Source organism: Bacillus cereus group sp. Bc010, assembly GCF_027716745.1.
In the GTDB taxonomy this organism is placed as follows: Bacteria; Bacillota; Bacilli; order Bacillales; family Bacillaceae_G; genus Bacillus_A; species Bacillus_A pacificus.
Window position 1 is genome coordinate 1 of sequence record NZ_JAQFUY010000058.1, and the last position, 15,637, is coordinate 15,637.

Sequence of the window (15,637 nt, forward strand, 5' to 3'; positions counted from 1 at the left end):
CCGTGGTGTAGTGGTTAACATGCCTGCCTGTCACGCAGGAGATCGCCGGTTCGACCCCGGTCGGGACCGCCATTTTATATAAAGAAAAGAACGAAACATGTTGTTTCGTATTTTTTTATTTGTTTTAACAAAAAACTAATAAAGACAGTCAAACTATCCTTAGGAAAACTCCTAAGGACTTTTTTATATATTCAAAACCTGTATAATAAAGAGCAGAGAACATTGTGAGTAAAGTAGGTGAAGTCTGTGAGTAAATATGAAATAACAACAAAATCATCTGAGGAAACACAAAGATTATCAGAAAAACTTGGTGAACTTGCTCAGGCACAAGATGTAATTATTTTAGAAGGAGATCTAGGGGCTGGTAAGACGACTTTTACAAAGGGACTAGCAAAAGGTCTTGGAGTGAAAAGAGTTGTAAATAGCCCTACCTTTAATATTATTAAAGAATATAAAGGGAGATTACCGCTATATCATATGGACGTGTATCGCTTAGCAGAAAGTGAAGAAGACTTAGGTTTTGATGAGTATTTCTACGGTGAAGGAATTACGGTAGTAGAATGGGCTCATTTAATAGAAGCATATTTACCAAATGAGAAGCTACAAATTAGTTTATTCCATGCTGGAGATGACACAAGAAACATTGTACTCGAGCCGATTGGAGATCGCTATATTAGATTATGTGAGGAGCTATTACAAGATGAAAGTACTAGCAATTGATACTTCAAATTATGTAATGGGTGTATCCCTTATTGAAGAAGGAAACGTAATTGGGGAAATCATTACAAATTTAACAAAAAATCATTCTGTGCGTCTTATGCCAGCTGTAGAACAACTGTTAAAAGAATGCGGTGTAAAACCAAAAGAATTAACTAAAATAGTTGCAGCTGCTGGACCAGGGTCATATACAGGTGTTCGTATAGGTGTGACAGCTGCCAAAACATTAGCTTGGTCACTTCAAATACCAATTGTAGGTGTATCAAGTTTAGAAGTAGTGGCTGCAAACGGAGCTAATTTTGATGGGTTAATCTGTCCTTTATTCGATGGAAGACGTGGACAAATTTATACTGGCTTATATACATATGAAGGAGAGGATTTAACTTCTATAGAGGAAGACCGAATCATCCTTATTGTAGACTGGTTGCAAATGTTAAAAGATAAAGGAAAGCCTGTTTTATTTATTGGTAACGATGTGAAACTACACAAAGAAACAATTATCGAACATTTAGGCAATCAAGCTGTCTTTGCTCCTTTCACTAAAAATAACCCAAGACCAAGTGAGCTAGCGTTCTTAGGATTACAAAAAGAAGAACAGGATGTACATTCATTTGTTCCTAGTTACCTTCGTTTAGCTGAAGCTGAAACAAAGTGGTTAGAAAGTCAAAACAAGTAGGAGCTTGCAGAGGATGGATATGATATTTAGAAAGATGGAACTTGATGATATTGCTCAAATTGTAGCCATTGAAGAAGCATCTTTTTCAACTCCTTGGACTGCAGATGCCTTTCACCGTGAGTTAACGATGAATGAACATGCACATTATGTTGTGCTAGAAAAAGATGGTCGTGTAATTGGGTATTGTGGATTGTGGATAATTATTGATGAATCACATATAACAAATATAGCTATTTTGCCAGAATACAGAGGTCAAAAGCTAGGAGATGCTTTATTAAAAGAAGTTATTTCCGAGGCGAAAACTCTAGGTGTAAAAACGATGACACTTGAAGTACGTGTATCAAATGAAGTAGCAAAACAGTTATACAGAAAATACGGATTTCAAAATGGTGGAATTCGTAAACGATACTATGCAGACAATCAGGAAGATGGTCTCGTAATGTGGGTGAATATATAATGGAAAAAAATACGATTATACTTGGTATTGAAACAAGTTGTGATGAAACAGCAGTAGCGGTTGTTAAAAATGGAACGGAAATTATTGCGAATGTTGTTGCATCACAAATTGAAAGTCATAAACGTTTTGGCGGAGTTGTACCAGAGATTGCGTCCCGTCATCATGTAGAAGAAATTACAGTTGTATTAGAAGAAGCGTTAAAAGAAGCGAATATCACATTTGATGATATTGATGCAATTGCTGTCACAGAAGGACCTGGTTTAGTAGGAGCGCTTCTAATAGGGGTGAACGCAGCGAAAGCAGTGGCATTTGCACATGATATCCCCCTAGTTGGTGTTCATCATATCGCTGGCCACATTTATGCGAACCGCTTAGTAAAAGAAGTTCAATTCCCATTACTATCACTTGTTGTATCTGGTGGACATACAGAGCTTGTTTATATGAAAGAACATGGTTCATTTGAAGTAATTGGTGAAACGCGAGATGATGCAGCAGGGGAGGCATATGATAAAGTAGCTCGTACGTTATCTATGCCATATCCAGGTGGCCCTCATATTGATCGTCTTGCACATGAAGGGGAACCAACAATTGATTTACCTCGTGCATGGCTAGAACCTGATTCGTATGATTTCAGTTTTAGTGGATTGAAATCAGCAGTTATCAACACTGTGCATAACGCAAAACAACGCGGGATAGAAATTGCACCGGAAGATTTAGCAGCAAGTTTCCAAGAGAGTGTAATTGACGTATTAGTAACGAAAGCATCTCGTGCAGCGGATGCTTATAACGTAAAGCAAGTGCTTCTTGCTGGTGGAGTTGCTGCGAATAAAGGACTTCGTGCACGTTTAGAAGCAGAGTTTGCACAAAAAGAAAATGTAGAACTAATTATTCCTCCTCTATCTTTATGTACAGATAATGCAGCTATGATTGCGGCGGCAGGTACAATTGCGTATGAACAAGGAAAACGTGCTACATTAGCTTTAAATGCAAATCCAGGATTAGATATTGAAGCATAGTTATACACAAAATTAACCACAGCTTGTGGATAAAACCCATATTATCTGTTGATAATGTGGGTTTTATTGTGTATATAAAATGTTGATAACTTTTTTGTTGATTGTGGATAATGTGGAAAAGTTATTTAGATGTTTATTTTATAAAGGTGGATATGTGTATAAACTTGTGGATAAAACAGATGAAGTCTGACCTTTGAATCTATCCTTTTTCGGGAAATAAAAACGAAGAAGGTATCTCTAAAAAACATTTTGAAATATGCCCTTATTATAAGGGGGGTTAATATTGTCAAACTTTGTCGGCAAATCGATACCTCGTGTCGAATTGTTTATGCAATAGAGGTTGACCATGGCTAGAAGATAAGAAGGATGTCTCATCGTCAAAAATCCCGACTGATGAGACATCCTTCTTATTTATACTCTTATAAATGCAATTCTTCCCATTCTGCCATACAAGCATCAAGTTGTTCTTGTAGTGTTTGCTTTTTCGTTGTAATTTCACTAGCCTTTTCATAATCTGCATATATTTCTGGTAAGCAAAGTTGATCTTCTAACGTAGCAATTTCTTCTTCAAATTGTACAATATTTTGTTCTAGTTCCTCAATTTTTCGAGTACGTTGACGCTCCAACTTTTTGCGCTCTTTTTCTTCGAGATAATTTAATTTTTCTGGAGCTACAGTTTTTTGAACAGGTGTCTGATTTTCTTGCTGTTCTTGTTGTTCAAATTCAGCACGTTCAATCATCTCATTTTTCTTTTCAACGTAGTAATCGTAGTCCCCTAAATATTCCTGTGCACCTTCTGTTGATAACTCAACAACGGTCGTCGTTACACGATTAATAAAGTAGCGGTCATGAGATACAAAGAGAAGGGTACCAGGATAATCAATTAAAGCATTCTCCAAAATCTCTTTACTATTTAAATCAAGATGGTTTGTAGGCTCATCGAGAATTAATAAATTCGATTTTTGCATCATAAGTTTTGCGAGAGCTAATCGAGCTTTTTGTCCACCACTAAGAGATGATACTGGTTTTAGTACATCATCTCCTGTGAATAAGAAGTTACCTAGTATCGTGCGGATTTCTTTTTCGGGTTGCAGTGGATATTCATCCCATAACTCATTTAAAACACGCTTAGAAGATGTTAAATTGGCTTGTTCTTGATCATAGTAACCAACAGATACATTGGATCCGAAAGAAACATCACCATGTAGTAGTGGTAACTTATTCACAATTGATTTTAATAATGTGGATTTCCCAATTCCATTTGGACCAACTAAAGCAACGCTATCTCCGCGAGTTAAGCGCATTGTTACATGCTCAATAATTGGATCCTTATCATAGCCGATAGTTGCATCCTTTACTTGTAACACATCATTTCCGCTTTGTTTTTCGATATCGAAGTGGAAGGAAGCTGACTTAGAGTCACCTAATGGTCTTGTTAATAGTTCCATACGGTCTAATTGTTTACGACGGCTTTGTGCACGTTTTGTCGTAGATGCACGAGCTATATTTTTTTGAACGAAGTCCTCTAGCTTAGCGATTTCATCTTGTTGTTTTTCATAACGTTTCATTTCTTGCTCGTATAGTGCTGATTTTAAGTCTAAATATTTACTGTAGTTACCAACAAATCGTCTACTTTCTTTATTCGAAATTTCATATACTTGTGTAACAAGTTTATCTAAGAAATAACGGTCATGGGAAACGATTAATATTGCGCCAGGATAACCTTGTAAATATTGTTCAAGCCATGTTAATGTTTCGATGTCTAAATGGTTTGTAGGCTCGTCCAAAATAAGGAGGTCTGGTTTCGTTAATAATAATTTACCGAGAGCTAATCGTGTTTTTTGTCCACCGCTTAATGTGGAAATCGTCGTTTGGTGCGTTTCAACTGGGAAGCCAAGACCACTTAAAATCGAACGGATATCTGCTTCGTACTGATAGCCACCTTGATCTTTATAATCTAATTGTAATTGATCATAATCAGCTAATAATCTTTCATATGTAGCCTCGTTTGAAAAGTTTTCTTCTTTTCCCATCTCTTGCTCTAACCTTCGAAGTTTTGTCTCCATTTGCTGCAAGTGTGTAAAGACGGTTAACATTTCATCCCAAATTGTTAAAGACGTTTCTAAACCGGTATTTTGAGCTAGATATCCAATTGAGACATCTTTCGGTTTTATAATTTCTCCACCATCATGAGATAGCTCACCCGCTATTATTTTTAATAATGTAGATTTTCCGGCTCCATTTCGCCCGACTAATGCGATACGATCTTTCGTTTGAACTTCCAATTTTATGTTTGCAAGAATCGTTTCTGCACCGTATAATTTCGAAAGCGCGTTTACTTGTAATAAAATCAATGTTTTCACCTCAAATAATTTCTTAACTTTGCCATGTTTATATTTCTCAATCATACTAAAAATAGTGTATAGTTTAAAATACAGAGAGAATACTTCTTCTTTCTATTATACAAGGAATTTAATAAGTGCTAAACTTCTGTATTTGATTAAAGCATATGAATAAAGATAGGAAGAGAGGAGAGGTTATATGGAGCAACAGAAAATTCCACAAGCCACTGCTAAGAGATTGCCTCTATACTATCGATTTATCCAAAACTTATCTTTGTCTGGTAAGCAACGTGTTTCATCAGCCGAATTAAGTGAAGCGGTAAAGGTTGATTCCGCAACAATTCGAAGAGATTTCTCATACTTTGGAGCATTAGGGAAAAAAGGATATGGATATAACGTAAATTATTTATTATCATTTTTCCGTGAAACACTCGATCAAGATGATATAACACGTGTAGCGCTTATTGGAGTAGGTAATTTAGGGACCGCTTTCTTACATTATAATTTCACGAAAAACAATAATACAAAGATTGAAATGGCATTTGATGTTAGTGAAGAGAAAGTTGGAACAGAAATCGGAGGCATTCCTGTATATCACTTAGATGAATTAGAAGAACGTTTATCAACTGATATACAAGTGGCAATATTAACAGTACCCGCTACAGTAGCACAATCTGTAGCCGATAGATTGGCAGAAACAAACGTGCATGGTATTTTGAATTTCACACCAGCGCGCTTAAATGTGTCAGAAAATATAAGAATTCATCATATTGATTTAGCAGTAGAGTTACAAACATTAGTTTACTTTTTGAAGAATTATCCACAATAAAACGCAGAGGAAGCGACCTCTGCGTTTTATTATTGTTTTTTCTTTGTGAATTTAACTAAGATAAGGCGAAGTGCCAAATTAAAATCAATCGTTGCCATAACTGCAAATAGTATTGTCCACATATTCCAAATTGTATCTGTTACGTTCGTAATGGCGAAGCGTGTAAAGATACATCCTAGAAGGAAGTACAATGCAGCCATGAACAATGGTGAGTTTCTCATACTAAAAATCCTCCGATAAAGCCTTGCATTTTTTCAGCTTCTTTAATCATTTCCTGAATTTGTTCGTTACTCACTAAAACTTGGGCAATTGCAACTAATGTATTCATTGCAACATGAGCTGCAATGGGAACGATAATACGCTTCGTTTTTACATATAAGAAGGCGAATACGAGACCCATAGCAGTGTATACCAATAAGTGAGTAAAATCAAAATGAATCGCCGCAAATACAAGAGAACTAATGATAGCGGCAATAAAGAAGTTAAACTTCTTATAAAGTGTACCAAATAAAATCTTTCTAAATACGATTTCTTCCAAAATAGGTCCTATTATAGAGATGACGATAAGGAACCAAGGAGTAGTTCTTGCGATATCCATAAGCCTTGCTGTATTTTCAGATCCAGGTTTAATACCTAATACATACATTTCAATCATACCAGCAATACTTTGCGAGAAAAATGCTAAGAAGAAACCGATAAAAATCCAACCAATTGTAGCTGGGACAGTAGACCGTGTTTTATCTAAATGTCTATCACGAATATCTGTTCTAAGTAACCAAAGTACGATACATAATGCAATAAAGAAGCTAATGATTGCCCAGTGACCAGTTATAAGTTGAAATTTCTCTTCCCTAGTAAATCCCCTGTTATCATAAAGTCCAGTTTTCAGGAGAAGTGGTAATCCAGCAATTGATGATAACTGCATTAAGATGTATGTAACGATAACCCACCAATATTGTTTTTTCAAATGGTTTAACCATCCTTTCTAACTCTAGTGTATGAGATAAGGTAGGATAACATGTACATATGCTACCTACGATATAAACCTCTTGAATTATGTTTTTTCGTAAATCCTTATTTGAAATTATAATAGAAGACAGGAGAAAGTTGTATGTGTAGCGAAAACAACTTAGGGTGTCCTTTCATATTGTAACATACGAGTAGCGGAAACAACGATTCATATGGTAAAGGTAGAAGAAGAGGAACTCTATATAGAAAAGTTTATAGCGTAATTTGCGAAAAAATTATGATTTTTTTACTTGCAAAAGAAATTGAGATTATTTATTATTATAAGTGTGTTAGCACTCGAGTGACTTGAGTGCTAATAAAAAATTTTACATAACAAAATGAGGAGGTTATTGTTCATGCTAAAGCCATTAGGTGATCGCGTTGTAATTGAGCTTGTTCAAGCGGAAGAAAAAACAGCAAGTGGTATTGTATTACCAGACACAGCAAAAGAAAAACCACAAGAGGGTAAAGTTATTGCAGTAGGTACTGGTCGAGTGCTTGAAAATGGTGAGCGTGTTGCTTTAGAGGTAGCAGCAGGTGATCTTATCATCTTCTCAAAATATGCAGGTACTGAAGTGAAATATGAAGGTACAGACTACTTGATTTTACGTGAAAGTGACATTTTAGCAGTTATCGGTTAATTATATAAATCTTAAAAAATCCAAGGGGGTCAATTATTATGGCAAAAGATATTAAATTTAGTGAAGAAGCACGTCGTTCGATGCTTCGCGGTGTCGACACTCTTGCAAACGCAGTAAAAGTAACGCTTGGACCAAAAGGTCGTAACGTTGTTCTTGAGAAAAAATTCGGTTCACCACTTATTACAAATGACGGTGTAACAATCGCAAAAGAAATTGAATTAGAAGATGCATTCGAAAACATGGGTGCGAAATTAGTAGCAGAAGTTGCTAGCAAAACAAATGATGTAGCTGGTGACGGAACAACAACTGCAACTGTATTAGCGCAAGCTATGATTCGTGAAGGTCTTAAAAACGTAACAGCTGGTGCGAACCCAATGGGTCTTCGTAAAGGTATCGAAAAAGCTGTAGTTGCTGCAGTAGAAGAATTAAAAACGATTTCTAAACCAATCGAAGGTAAATCTTCTATCGCACAAGTAGCTGCTATTTCTGCTGCTGACGAAGAAGTAGGTCAATTAATCGCTGAAGCAATGGAGCGCGTTGGTAACGACGGCGTTATTACTTTAGAAGAATCTAAAGGTTTCACAACAGAATTAGACGTAGTAGAAGGTATGCAATTTGATCGTGGATATGCATCTCCTTACATGATTACTGATTCTGACAAAATGGAAGCAGTTCTTGATAACCCATACATCTTAATCACTGACAAAAAGATTTCTAACATTCAAGAAATCTTACCAGTATTAGAGCAAGTTGTACAACAAGGTAAACCACTTCTTATCATTGCTGAAGATGTAGAAGGCGAAGCATTAGCTACATTAGTAGTGAACAAACTTCGTGGTACATTCAATGTAGTAGCTGTTAAAGCTCCTGGATTTGGTGACCGTCGTAAAGCAATGCTAGAAGATATCGCAATCTTAACTGGTGGCGAAGTAATCACTGAAGAATTAGGCCGTGACTTAAAATCTGCTACAGTTGAATCTTTAGGACGCGCTGGTAAAGTTGTTGTAACGAAAGAAAACACAACTGTAGTTGAAGGTGTAGGAAGCACAGAACAAATCGAAGCTCGCATCGGTCAAATCCGTGCGCAATTAGAAGAAACAACTTCTGAATTCGATCGTGAAAAATTACAAGAGCGTCTTGCAAAACTTGCAGGTGGCGTAGCAGTAATTAAAGTAGGTGCAGCAACTGAAACTGAGTTAAAAGAGCGTAAACTTCGCATTGAAGATGCACTTAACTCAACTCGTGCAGCAGTAGAAGAAGGTATCGTTGCAGGTGGTGGTACTTCACTTATGAACGTATACACGAAAGTAGCTTCTATCGTAGCTGAAGGCGACGAAGCAACAGGTATTAACATCGTACTTCGTGCACTAGAAGAGCCAGTTCGCCAAATCGCAATCAACGCTGGTCTAGAAGGATCTGTAGTTGTAGAGCGTCTAAAAGGCGAAAAAGTAGGCGTTGGTTTCAACGCAGCTACTGGCGAGTGGGTTAACATGCTTGAAACTGGTATCGTAGATCCAGCTAAAGTAACTCGCTCTGCACTTCAAAACGCAGCATCTGTTGCAGCTATGTTCTTAACAACTGAAGCTGTAGTAGCTGACAAACCAGAACCAAATGCACCAGCAATGCCTGACATGGGCGGCATGGGCATGGGCGGTATGGGCGGAATGATGTAATTCCGTTTGCCCTAAAAAACATCCATTTCTATATAGAAATGGATGTTTTTTTATGTTTTTTAGAAAAGGAAATGAATTTCTGTAGAATTTTGTCGCTTTCTCTCTTGACCATATTGATACTTCATTGTTAGAATCTAGGAAGATAATATAAAACGATCCTTCATATATCCTCAAAGATATGGTTTGAGAGTCTCTACCGGGTTACCGTAAACAACCTGACTATGAAGGCAGTGTGTCTTATATTTATAAAGAGCGGAGACTATCTTTCTTTATAAAGCCAGACCCCTGCCTTTTCTTTGTTATGAGACTAGAGGCGGAGGACTGGCTTTTTTTATTATATTGGTAATGCTTTTCGCCTAATTGGTGAAAATATTTATATACGAGAACTAACGTTGGGGTGATTATTTTGAAGAAGCAACACGATACAATTATCGTTTTAGATTTTGGAAGTCAATACAATCAGTTAATAGCACGTCGAATTCGTGAGTTCGGTGTATACAGTGAACTTCATCCGCATACAATTACTGCAGAAGAAATTAAAGAAATAAATCCAAAAGGGATTATTTTCTCTGGTGGACCGAATAGTGTATATGGTGAAGGTGCATTACATTGTGATGAAAAAATCTTTGACCTAGGATTACCGATCTTCGGTATTTGTTACGGTATGCAGCTTATGACACAAAAATTCGGTGGTAAAGTAGAACGTGCAAACCACCGTGAGTACGGAAAAGCGGTTCTTAAAGTAGAGAACGAATCAAAATTATATGCGAACCTTCCAGAAGAGCAAGTTGTATGGATGAGCCATGGTGACTTAGTAACTGGTTTACCTGAAGGATTCGTAGTAGATGCAACAAGTGAGTCTTGCCCAATTGCTGGTATGAGCAATGAAGCGAAAAACTTATACGGTGTACAATTCCACCCAGAAGTACGTCACTCTGAGCACGGTAACGATTTAATTAAAAACTTCGTATTCGGCGTATGTGGTTGTTCTGAAGGATGGAACATGGAGAACTTTATTGAAGTAGAATTAGAAAAGATTCGTGAAACTGTTGGAGACAAAAAAGTTCTATGCGCACTTAGCGGTGGTGTAGACTCTTCTGTTGTAGCAGTATTAATTCATAAAGCAATCGGTGATCAATTAACATGTATTTTCGTTGACCACGGTTTACTTCGTAAAGGCGAAGCAGAAGGCGTTATGAAAACATTTAGCGAAGGCTTCCATATGAACGTTATTAAAGTGGATGCAAAAGAACGCTTCATGAACAAGTTAAAAGGTGTAGAAGATCCAGAACAAAAACGTAAAATCATCGGTAACGAATTCATTTACGTATTTGATGATGAAGCTTCTAAATTAGAAGGAATGGACTTCTTAGCACAAGGTACACTTTACACAGATATCGTTGAAAGTGGTACAGCAACTGCACAAACAATTAAATCTCACCATAACGTTGGTGGACTTCCAGAAGACATGCAGTTCAAATTAATTGAGCCTTTAAACACGTTATTTAAAGATGAAGTACGTGTATTAGGATCTGAACTAGGAATTCCTGATGAAATCGTATGGCGTCAACCATTCCCAGGCCCTGGTCTTGGTATTCGTGTATTAGGTGAAATCACAGAAGAGAAATTAGAAATCGTTCGTGAATCTGATGCGATTTTACGTGAAGAAATTATTAAAGCAGGCTTAGACCGCGAAATCTGGCAATACTTCACTGCGCTTCCTGGTATGCGTAGCGTAGGTGTTATGGGTGACGAGCGTACGTACGATTACACAGTAGGTATCCGCGCGGTAACATCTATCGACGGCATGACAGCTGACTGGGCACGTATCCCTTGGGACGTATTAGAGAAAATCTCTGTACGTATCGTAAACGAAGTAAAACACGTTAACCGTATCGTGTATGATGTAACGAGTAAGCCACCAGCAACTATTGAGTGGGAATAGTATTTATAAAAAGGTCCATCTATTACTTATGTATAGATGGATCTTTTTATTTTAGGGTTAATACGAACGAAACTATAAATGTTTATAAAAATGTTCGTTTTTAAATTGACAAAACTACTTCGTCGAGTTAATATGAGTATGTAATTCAAACGAAAAGTGAATATTATGCCGTCGTATAATATCGGGGATATGGCCCGAAAGTTTCTACCTAGCTACCGTAAATGGCTTGACTACGAGGCGTTTTTATAAAGGTGAGGGGAATCTTATCTTTATTCATAGAACGCTTCCATGTATATGCAATGGAAGCCTTTTTTATTTTTAATAGATAAAAGAGGGCTAGGGGATTACGGCGAGTAATCATATAACGGGGGAAACGTAAGATGAAACGCTATTTTCAGTTTGATGAACTCGGCACGAATTACAAAACAGAGTTCATAGCAGGTTTAACGACATTTTTATCTATGGCTTACGTACTATTTGTCAATCCTGCTACGCTGTCACTTGGAAATGTTAAAGGATTACCAGCAGGTACAGGAATGGATCCAGGTGCAGTATTCGTTGCTACAGCATTAGCAGCAGCGATTGGTTCGTTAATTATGGGTATTTTCGCGAAGTATCCAATTGCTTTAGCGCCAGGTATGGGAATTAACGCGTTCTTTGCTTATACAGCAGTGTTAACGATGGGTATTCCATGGCAAACGGCAATTGCTGGAACGTTAATGTCAGGTATTATCTTTATTATTCTTACTGCTTCAGGTATTCGTGAAAAAATCATTAATGCAATTCCATCGGAGTTAAAGTTTGCAGTAGCGGCAGGTATTGGATTATTCATTGCTTTCCTTGGATTCCAAAATGCCGGAATTATCGTGAAAAATGATGCTGTTCTTGTTGGGTTGGGGGACTTAACAAAGGGCACAACGTTACTAGCGATTTTCGGAGTTGTTACGACCATTATCTTCATGATTAAGAAAGTTAATGGTGCAGTATTTTACGGTATGATTCTTACGGCAATCTTAGGAGTAGCAACCGGATTAATTGATACTCCGAAAGCGGTAGTGGGAGCAATACCGAGTTTAGAACCAACGTTCGGTGCGGCGTTAACGCACTTTGGAGATATTTTCACTGTTCAAATGGGGATTGTTATTATAACGTTCTTCTTTATCGATTTCTTTGATACAGCAGGTACGCTTGTAGCGGTTGCGAATCAAGCAGGATTAATGAAGAACAATAAATTACCACGTGCAGGAAAAGCGTTATTTGCAGATGCGATTGCAACTGTAATTGGTGCGATCTTAGGTACATCAACAACAACGTCTTATATTGAATCTTCTGCAGGGGTAGCGGCAGGTGGACGTTCTGGATTTACAGCAGTTGTAACAGCAGGATTCTTTTTACTGGCACTATTCTTCTCGCCATTACTAAGTGTTGTAACGCCGGCTGTAACGGCACCAGCTTTAATTATTGTAGGAATCTTGATGGTTTCTTCCTTAGGGGAAATTGATTGGAAGAAATTCGAGATTGCAGTACCAGCATTCTTTACTATCATTTCAATGCCACTTACGTATAGTATCGCAACAGGAATTGCGATCGGGTTTATCTTCTATCCAATTACAATGGTAGTAAGTGGTCGACGTAAAGAGGTTCATCCGATTATGTATGTTATGGGTGTTTTATTCGTACTATATTTCATCTACGTTCGTAAATAAAAGGGGTTTTTGAAAGGTCTAGACTTAAGGGGGGTCTAGACCTTTTTTGCGTCTTCAGAAAATCTTAAGGATTTCCGAGCGTTTTTCTTCAGAAGTTTTCCTATAATAGAAGTTAGGGATTAAAAAAGTGATGGGGGAGATATTGTGGCAAATGAAACAATACTTGTCGTAGATGATGAAAAAGAAATTAGGAATCTTATTACAATCTATTTAAAGAATGAAGGATATAAAGTATTGCAAGCAGGGGACGGCGAAGAAGGATTACGTTTACTAGAAGAAAACGAAGTACATCTAGTCGTATTAGATATTATGATGCCGAAAGTAGACGGCATTCATATGTGTATGAAAGTAAGGGAAGAAAAAGAAATGCCAATTATTATGCTTTCCGCGAAAACGCAAGATATGGATAAGATTTTAGGGTTAACAACGGGTGCAGATGATTACGTAACGAAACCATTTAATCCGTTAGAGTTAATCGCAAGGATAAAATCTCAGTTACGTCGTTATATGAAAATGAATGGTTTTTCTATTCAAAATGAGGACGAGTTAGAAATTGGAGAGATGAAAATCAACATCTCGACCCATAAAGTTATTGTAGAGGGAGAAGAAGTGAAGTTGACCCCGAGGGAATTTTCAATTCTAGAATTACTAGCCCGTAATCCGGGAATGGTCTTTAGTGCAGAGCAAATTTATGAAAAGGTTTGGAATGAACGATCTTTCCAGTCTGATAATACTGTAATGGTGCATATTCGGAAAGTACGTGAAAAGATTGAAGAGAATCCAAGGAAGCCTAGATATATAAAAACAGTATGGGGAGTGGGGTATAAGATTGAAAAAGATATTTAATCCATTTACTTATGTTAGGAAATTTCGGGAGTTAATCGGAAAGCTAGTGAAGAGTGTGAAACGGAGTGTGCGGATTCAACTTATTACTGCGTTCACTGCTTGTGCGTTATTAGGGATTTTGTCAGCGAAGGCAGCAGCGCCATTTTTTGAGAATGCGAATCGAGAGGCGACGATCGATTATCGGACTGGTATGGAACAAATTAACCAACAAGCACAAAGTGTGGCAAATAGTTCAGTTCATGAAAATAAATTAGAAGCTATATCAAGTATGATTGAAATAGAGAATCAAAATTTAGAACGAGACTCTAGAGCTTTAAAAGTATTGGTTACTGACGAGAGTGGTAAAGTTTTATATAAAACGAAGCAGGCACAAGAAGAACAAATTGATTTGCATAATACAATTCGTAATGCATCATCGTTTGCAATTAATTATATGAATGGTAGAAAAGAATTTGAAAGTACGAGAAAAGAATTTATAGCCTTTGCGCCTATTACAATAGAAGATAAGAATTTATACATGTTTGTTAGTGGGATTCCAGAAGGTGAAGTAATATATGATACGCAAGAAGGACCATTCCCATTTTTAATTGGTGTACTCGTATTCATTTTCTCTTTCTTCTATATAACAAAGAGAAAGATGAAGCAAATTGAAGCGATGGCAGAAGGTGTAAAGGAAATAGAGAAAGGTAATTTAGCGTACCGTATTGAGAAGAAAGGTGAAGACGAGATTGCGTCTTTAACTGAGAATATTAATAATATGGCAGAAGAGCTTATGAATAATATAGAAAAGGAACGTAAATTAGAGAAGCAAAAGAACGAACTTATTACGAATGTATCTCACGATTTACGTACACCACTTACTTCTATTATGGGTTACTTACGATTACTTCGAGATTCTAAATATGAAAATAAAGAACAACATGATGAGTATACGAGAATTGCTTTTGCGAAGTCGGAGCAGTTAAAGAATTTAATAGAAGATTTATTTGAGTATACGAAGTTAACGAATGAACAAGTTATATTAGAAAAACAAGAAGTATGTATAAATGAGTTATTGGAGCAATTAATAGAAGAGTTAGTACCGCAGGCGGAAGAGCATGGGCTTACGTTCGTTAAGAAGTTTCCTGAGGAACGTGCCTATGCAGCGATTGATTCGGAAAAGATGGTTCGTGTATTTGATAATTTATTAATGAACGCGATTAAGTATAGTAAAGATGATGGGGAGATAAAAGTTTCTCTTCAAAGGCAGCGCCGGGATATACAAATTGTAATTGCGAATCATAGTGAAGCGTTTACGAGAGAAGAGTTAGCGAGTTTGTTTGAACGTTTTTATAAGAAAGATCAATCTAGAAGTAGAGTAACAGAAGGATCGGGCCTTGGATTGGCGATTGCGAAAAGTATTGTTGAATTACAAGGGGGGAGTATTCGAGCGGAATATGAGGATGGTGTTATTCAGTTTATCGTCTCGTTGCCAATTATAGAAAGATAATAAACGGATAGAATGGTATATGATAAAAAGGCTTATTTTAAAAGAAATAAGCCTTTTTATATTTTTTTAGAAAAATATATTGACGATTAGAGGTTAGAGGTGTAATATTATACGAGTCGCCGATGACAACAACGTCGAAAGCGACAAACGAAATGAAAAACTTAGTTGACATTAACTAACGAAGATGTTAACATAAGGAAGTCGCAAATGAGCGGCCAAGTAGTTCTTTGAAAACTGAACGAAACAAACAACGTGAAACGTCAATTTTTATTTTAGATGCTAGACAAACTAA

At 36.9% G+C, this 15,637-nt stretch carries 14 protein-coding genes and 2 riboswitches; of the genes, 11 read left to right on the forward strand and 3 right to left on the reverse strand.

Features of this window, described 5'->3' with window-relative positions:
• Positions 1–246 precede the first annotated feature (246 nt).
• From tsaE to tsaD, 4 genes are read left to right on the forward strand one after another with little or no spacing between them, the layout of a single operon-like run.
• Positions 247–720, forward strand: a complete 474-nt coding sequence (gene tsaE, locus PDQ68_RS27505; RefSeq protein ID WP_000049631.1) for a tRNA (adenosine(37)-N6)-threonylcarbamoyltransferase complex ATPase subunit type 1 TsaE — start codon at positions 247–249, stop codon at positions 718–720.
• Entirely contained in the window at positions 701–1,393 is a 693-nt protein-coding gene (gene tsaB / locus PDQ68_RS27510; RefSeq protein ID WP_016716302.1) for a tRNA (adenosine(37)-N6)-threonylcarbamoyltransferase complex dimerization subunit type 1 TsaB, read from the forward strand. Before tsaE ends, tsaB begins: the two co-directional genes overlap by 20 nt.
• A 13-nt stretch (positions 1,394–1,406) precedes the next feature.
• Positions 1,407–1,850: a ribosomal protein S18-alanine N-acetyltransferase gene (gene rimI / locus PDQ68_RS27515; protein ID WP_000367197.1), complete on the forward strand. Its 444-nt coding sequence runs from the start codon at positions 1,407–1,409 to the stop codon at positions 1,848–1,850.
• The gene (tsaD, locus tag PDQ68_RS27520) at positions 1,850–2,866 is read left to right on the forward strand and encodes a tRNA (adenosine(37)-N6)-threonylcarbamoyltransferase complex transferase subunit TsaD (protein WP_000414588.1); all 1,017 of its coding nucleotides are present in this window, start codon (positions 1,850–1,852) and stop codon (positions 2,864–2,866) included. Before rimI ends, tsaD begins: the two co-directional genes overlap by 1 nt.
• Positions 2,867–3,285: 419 nt before the next feature.
• Here tsaD and PDQ68_RS27525 read toward each other — a convergent pair whose 3' ends face one another.
• On the reverse strand, positions 3,286–5,220 hold the full coding sequence (locus tag PDQ68_RS27525; protein WP_208755696.1) for an ABC-F family ATP-binding cassette domain-containing protein: 1,935 nt from the start codon (positions 5,218–5,220) through the stop codon (positions 3,286–3,288).
• Positions 5,221–5,407: 187 nt separating this feature from the next.
• Here PDQ68_RS27525 and PDQ68_RS27530 point away from each other — a divergent pair, with 187 nt between their 5' ends.
• Entirely contained in the window at positions 5,408–6,037 is a 630-nt protein-coding gene (locus tag PDQ68_RS27530; protein ID WP_000437705.1) for a redox-sensing transcriptional repressor Rex, read from the forward strand.
• A 29-nt stretch (positions 6,038–6,066) separates the two neighbouring features.
• On the opposite strand, the gene PDQ68_RS27535 is transcribed toward PDQ68_RS27530, so the two are convergent.
• Positions 6,067–6,258, reverse strand: a complete 192-nt coding sequence (locus PDQ68_RS27535) for a YdiK family protein (RefSeq protein WP_001246201.1) — start codon at positions 6,256–6,258, stop codon at positions 6,067–6,069.
• Positions 6,255–7,004 carry a CPBP family intramembrane glutamic endopeptidase gene (locus PDQ68_RS27540; protein ID WP_000745338.1) on the reverse strand — a complete coding sequence of 250 codons (750 nt, stop codon included), beginning with the start codon at positions 7,002–7,004 and terminating at the stop codon, positions 6,255–6,257. The genes PDQ68_RS27535 and PDQ68_RS27540 overlap by 4 nt, the downstream gene beginning before the upstream one ends.
• Positions 7,005–7,401: 397 nt before the next feature.
• Here PDQ68_RS27540 and groES point away from each other — a divergent pair, with 397 nt between their 5' ends.
• The 6 genes from groES to PDQ68_RS27570 all read left to right on the forward strand — a co-directional run bounded on the left by groES (position 7,402) and on the right by PDQ68_RS27570 (position 15,345).
• Entirely contained in the window at positions 7,402–7,686 is a 285-nt protein-coding gene (gene groES, locus PDQ68_RS27545) for a co-chaperone GroES (RefSeq protein WP_000917306.1), read from the forward strand.
• A 38-nt stretch (positions 7,687–7,724) separates the two neighbouring features.
• Positions 7,725–9,359, forward strand: coding sequence for a chaperonin GroEL (gene groL / locus PDQ68_RS27550; protein ID WP_001029999.1), 1,635 nt, complete (start codon positions 7,725–7,727; stop codon positions 9,357–9,359).
• 140 nt (positions 9,360–9,499) lie between these two features.
• A riboswitch (purine riboswitch) is annotated at positions 9,500–9,601 on the forward strand.
• A 164-nt stretch (positions 9,602–9,765) separates the two neighbouring features.
• A complete protein-coding gene (gene guaA, locus PDQ68_RS27555; RefSeq protein WP_000743925.1) occupies positions 9,766–11,304 on the forward strand; it encodes a glutamine-hydrolyzing GMP synthase in 1,539 nt (512 codons plus the stop codon).
• Positions 11,305–11,455: 151 nt separating this feature from the next.
• Positions 11,456–11,557, forward strand: a riboswitch (purine riboswitch).
• A gap of 127 nt (positions 11,558–11,684) precedes the next feature.
• Positions 11,685–13,010, forward strand: a complete 1,326-nt coding sequence (locus PDQ68_RS27560; protein WP_000833094.1) for an NCS2 family permease — start codon at positions 11,685–11,687, stop codon at positions 13,008–13,010.
• A gap of 144 nt (positions 13,011–13,154) precedes the next feature.
• Positions 13,155–13,856, forward strand: coding sequence for a response regulator transcription factor (locus tag PDQ68_RS27565; RefSeq protein WP_001262954.1), 702 nt, complete (start codon positions 13,155–13,157; stop codon positions 13,854–13,856).
• The gene (locus PDQ68_RS27570; RefSeq protein WP_000719232.1) at positions 13,840–15,345 is read left to right on the forward strand and encodes a sensor histidine kinase; all 1,506 of its coding nucleotides are present in this window, start codon (positions 13,840–13,842) and stop codon (positions 15,343–15,345) included. Before PDQ68_RS27565 ends, PDQ68_RS27570 begins: the two co-directional genes overlap by 17 nt.
• The last annotated feature ends 292 nt before the right edge of the window (positions 15,346–15,637 follow it).

Coding starts and splice junctions, on each gene's coding strand:
- tsaB (WP_016716302.1), top strand. CDS start 701: ATGAAAGTACTAGCAATTGATACTTCAAATTATGTAATGGGTGTATCC.
- rimI (WP_000367197.1), top strand. CDS start 1,407: ATGGATATGATATTTAGAAAGATGGAACTTGATGATATTGCTCAAATT.
- tsaD (WP_000414588.1), top strand. CDS start 1,850: ATGGAAAAAAATACGATTATACTTGGTATTGAAACAAGTTGTGATGAA.
- PDQ68_RS27530 (WP_000437705.1), top strand. CDS start 5,408: ATGGAGCAACAGAAAATTCCACAAGCCACTGCTAAGAGATTGCCTCTA.
- PDQ68_RS27535 (WP_001246201.1), bottom strand. CDS start 6,258: ATGAGAAACTCACCATTGTTCATGGCTGCATTGTACTTCCTTCTAGGA.
- groES (WP_000917306.1), top strand. CDS start 7,402: ATGCTAAAGCCATTAGGTGATCGCGTTGTAATTGAGCTTGTTCAAGCG.
- groL (WP_001029999.1), top strand. CDS start 7,725: ATGGCAAAAGATATTAAATTTAGTGAAGAAGCACGTCGTTCGATGCTT.
- PDQ68_RS27560 (WP_000833094.1), top strand. CDS start 11,685: ATGAAACGCTATTTTCAGTTTGATGAACTCGGCACGAATTACAAAACA.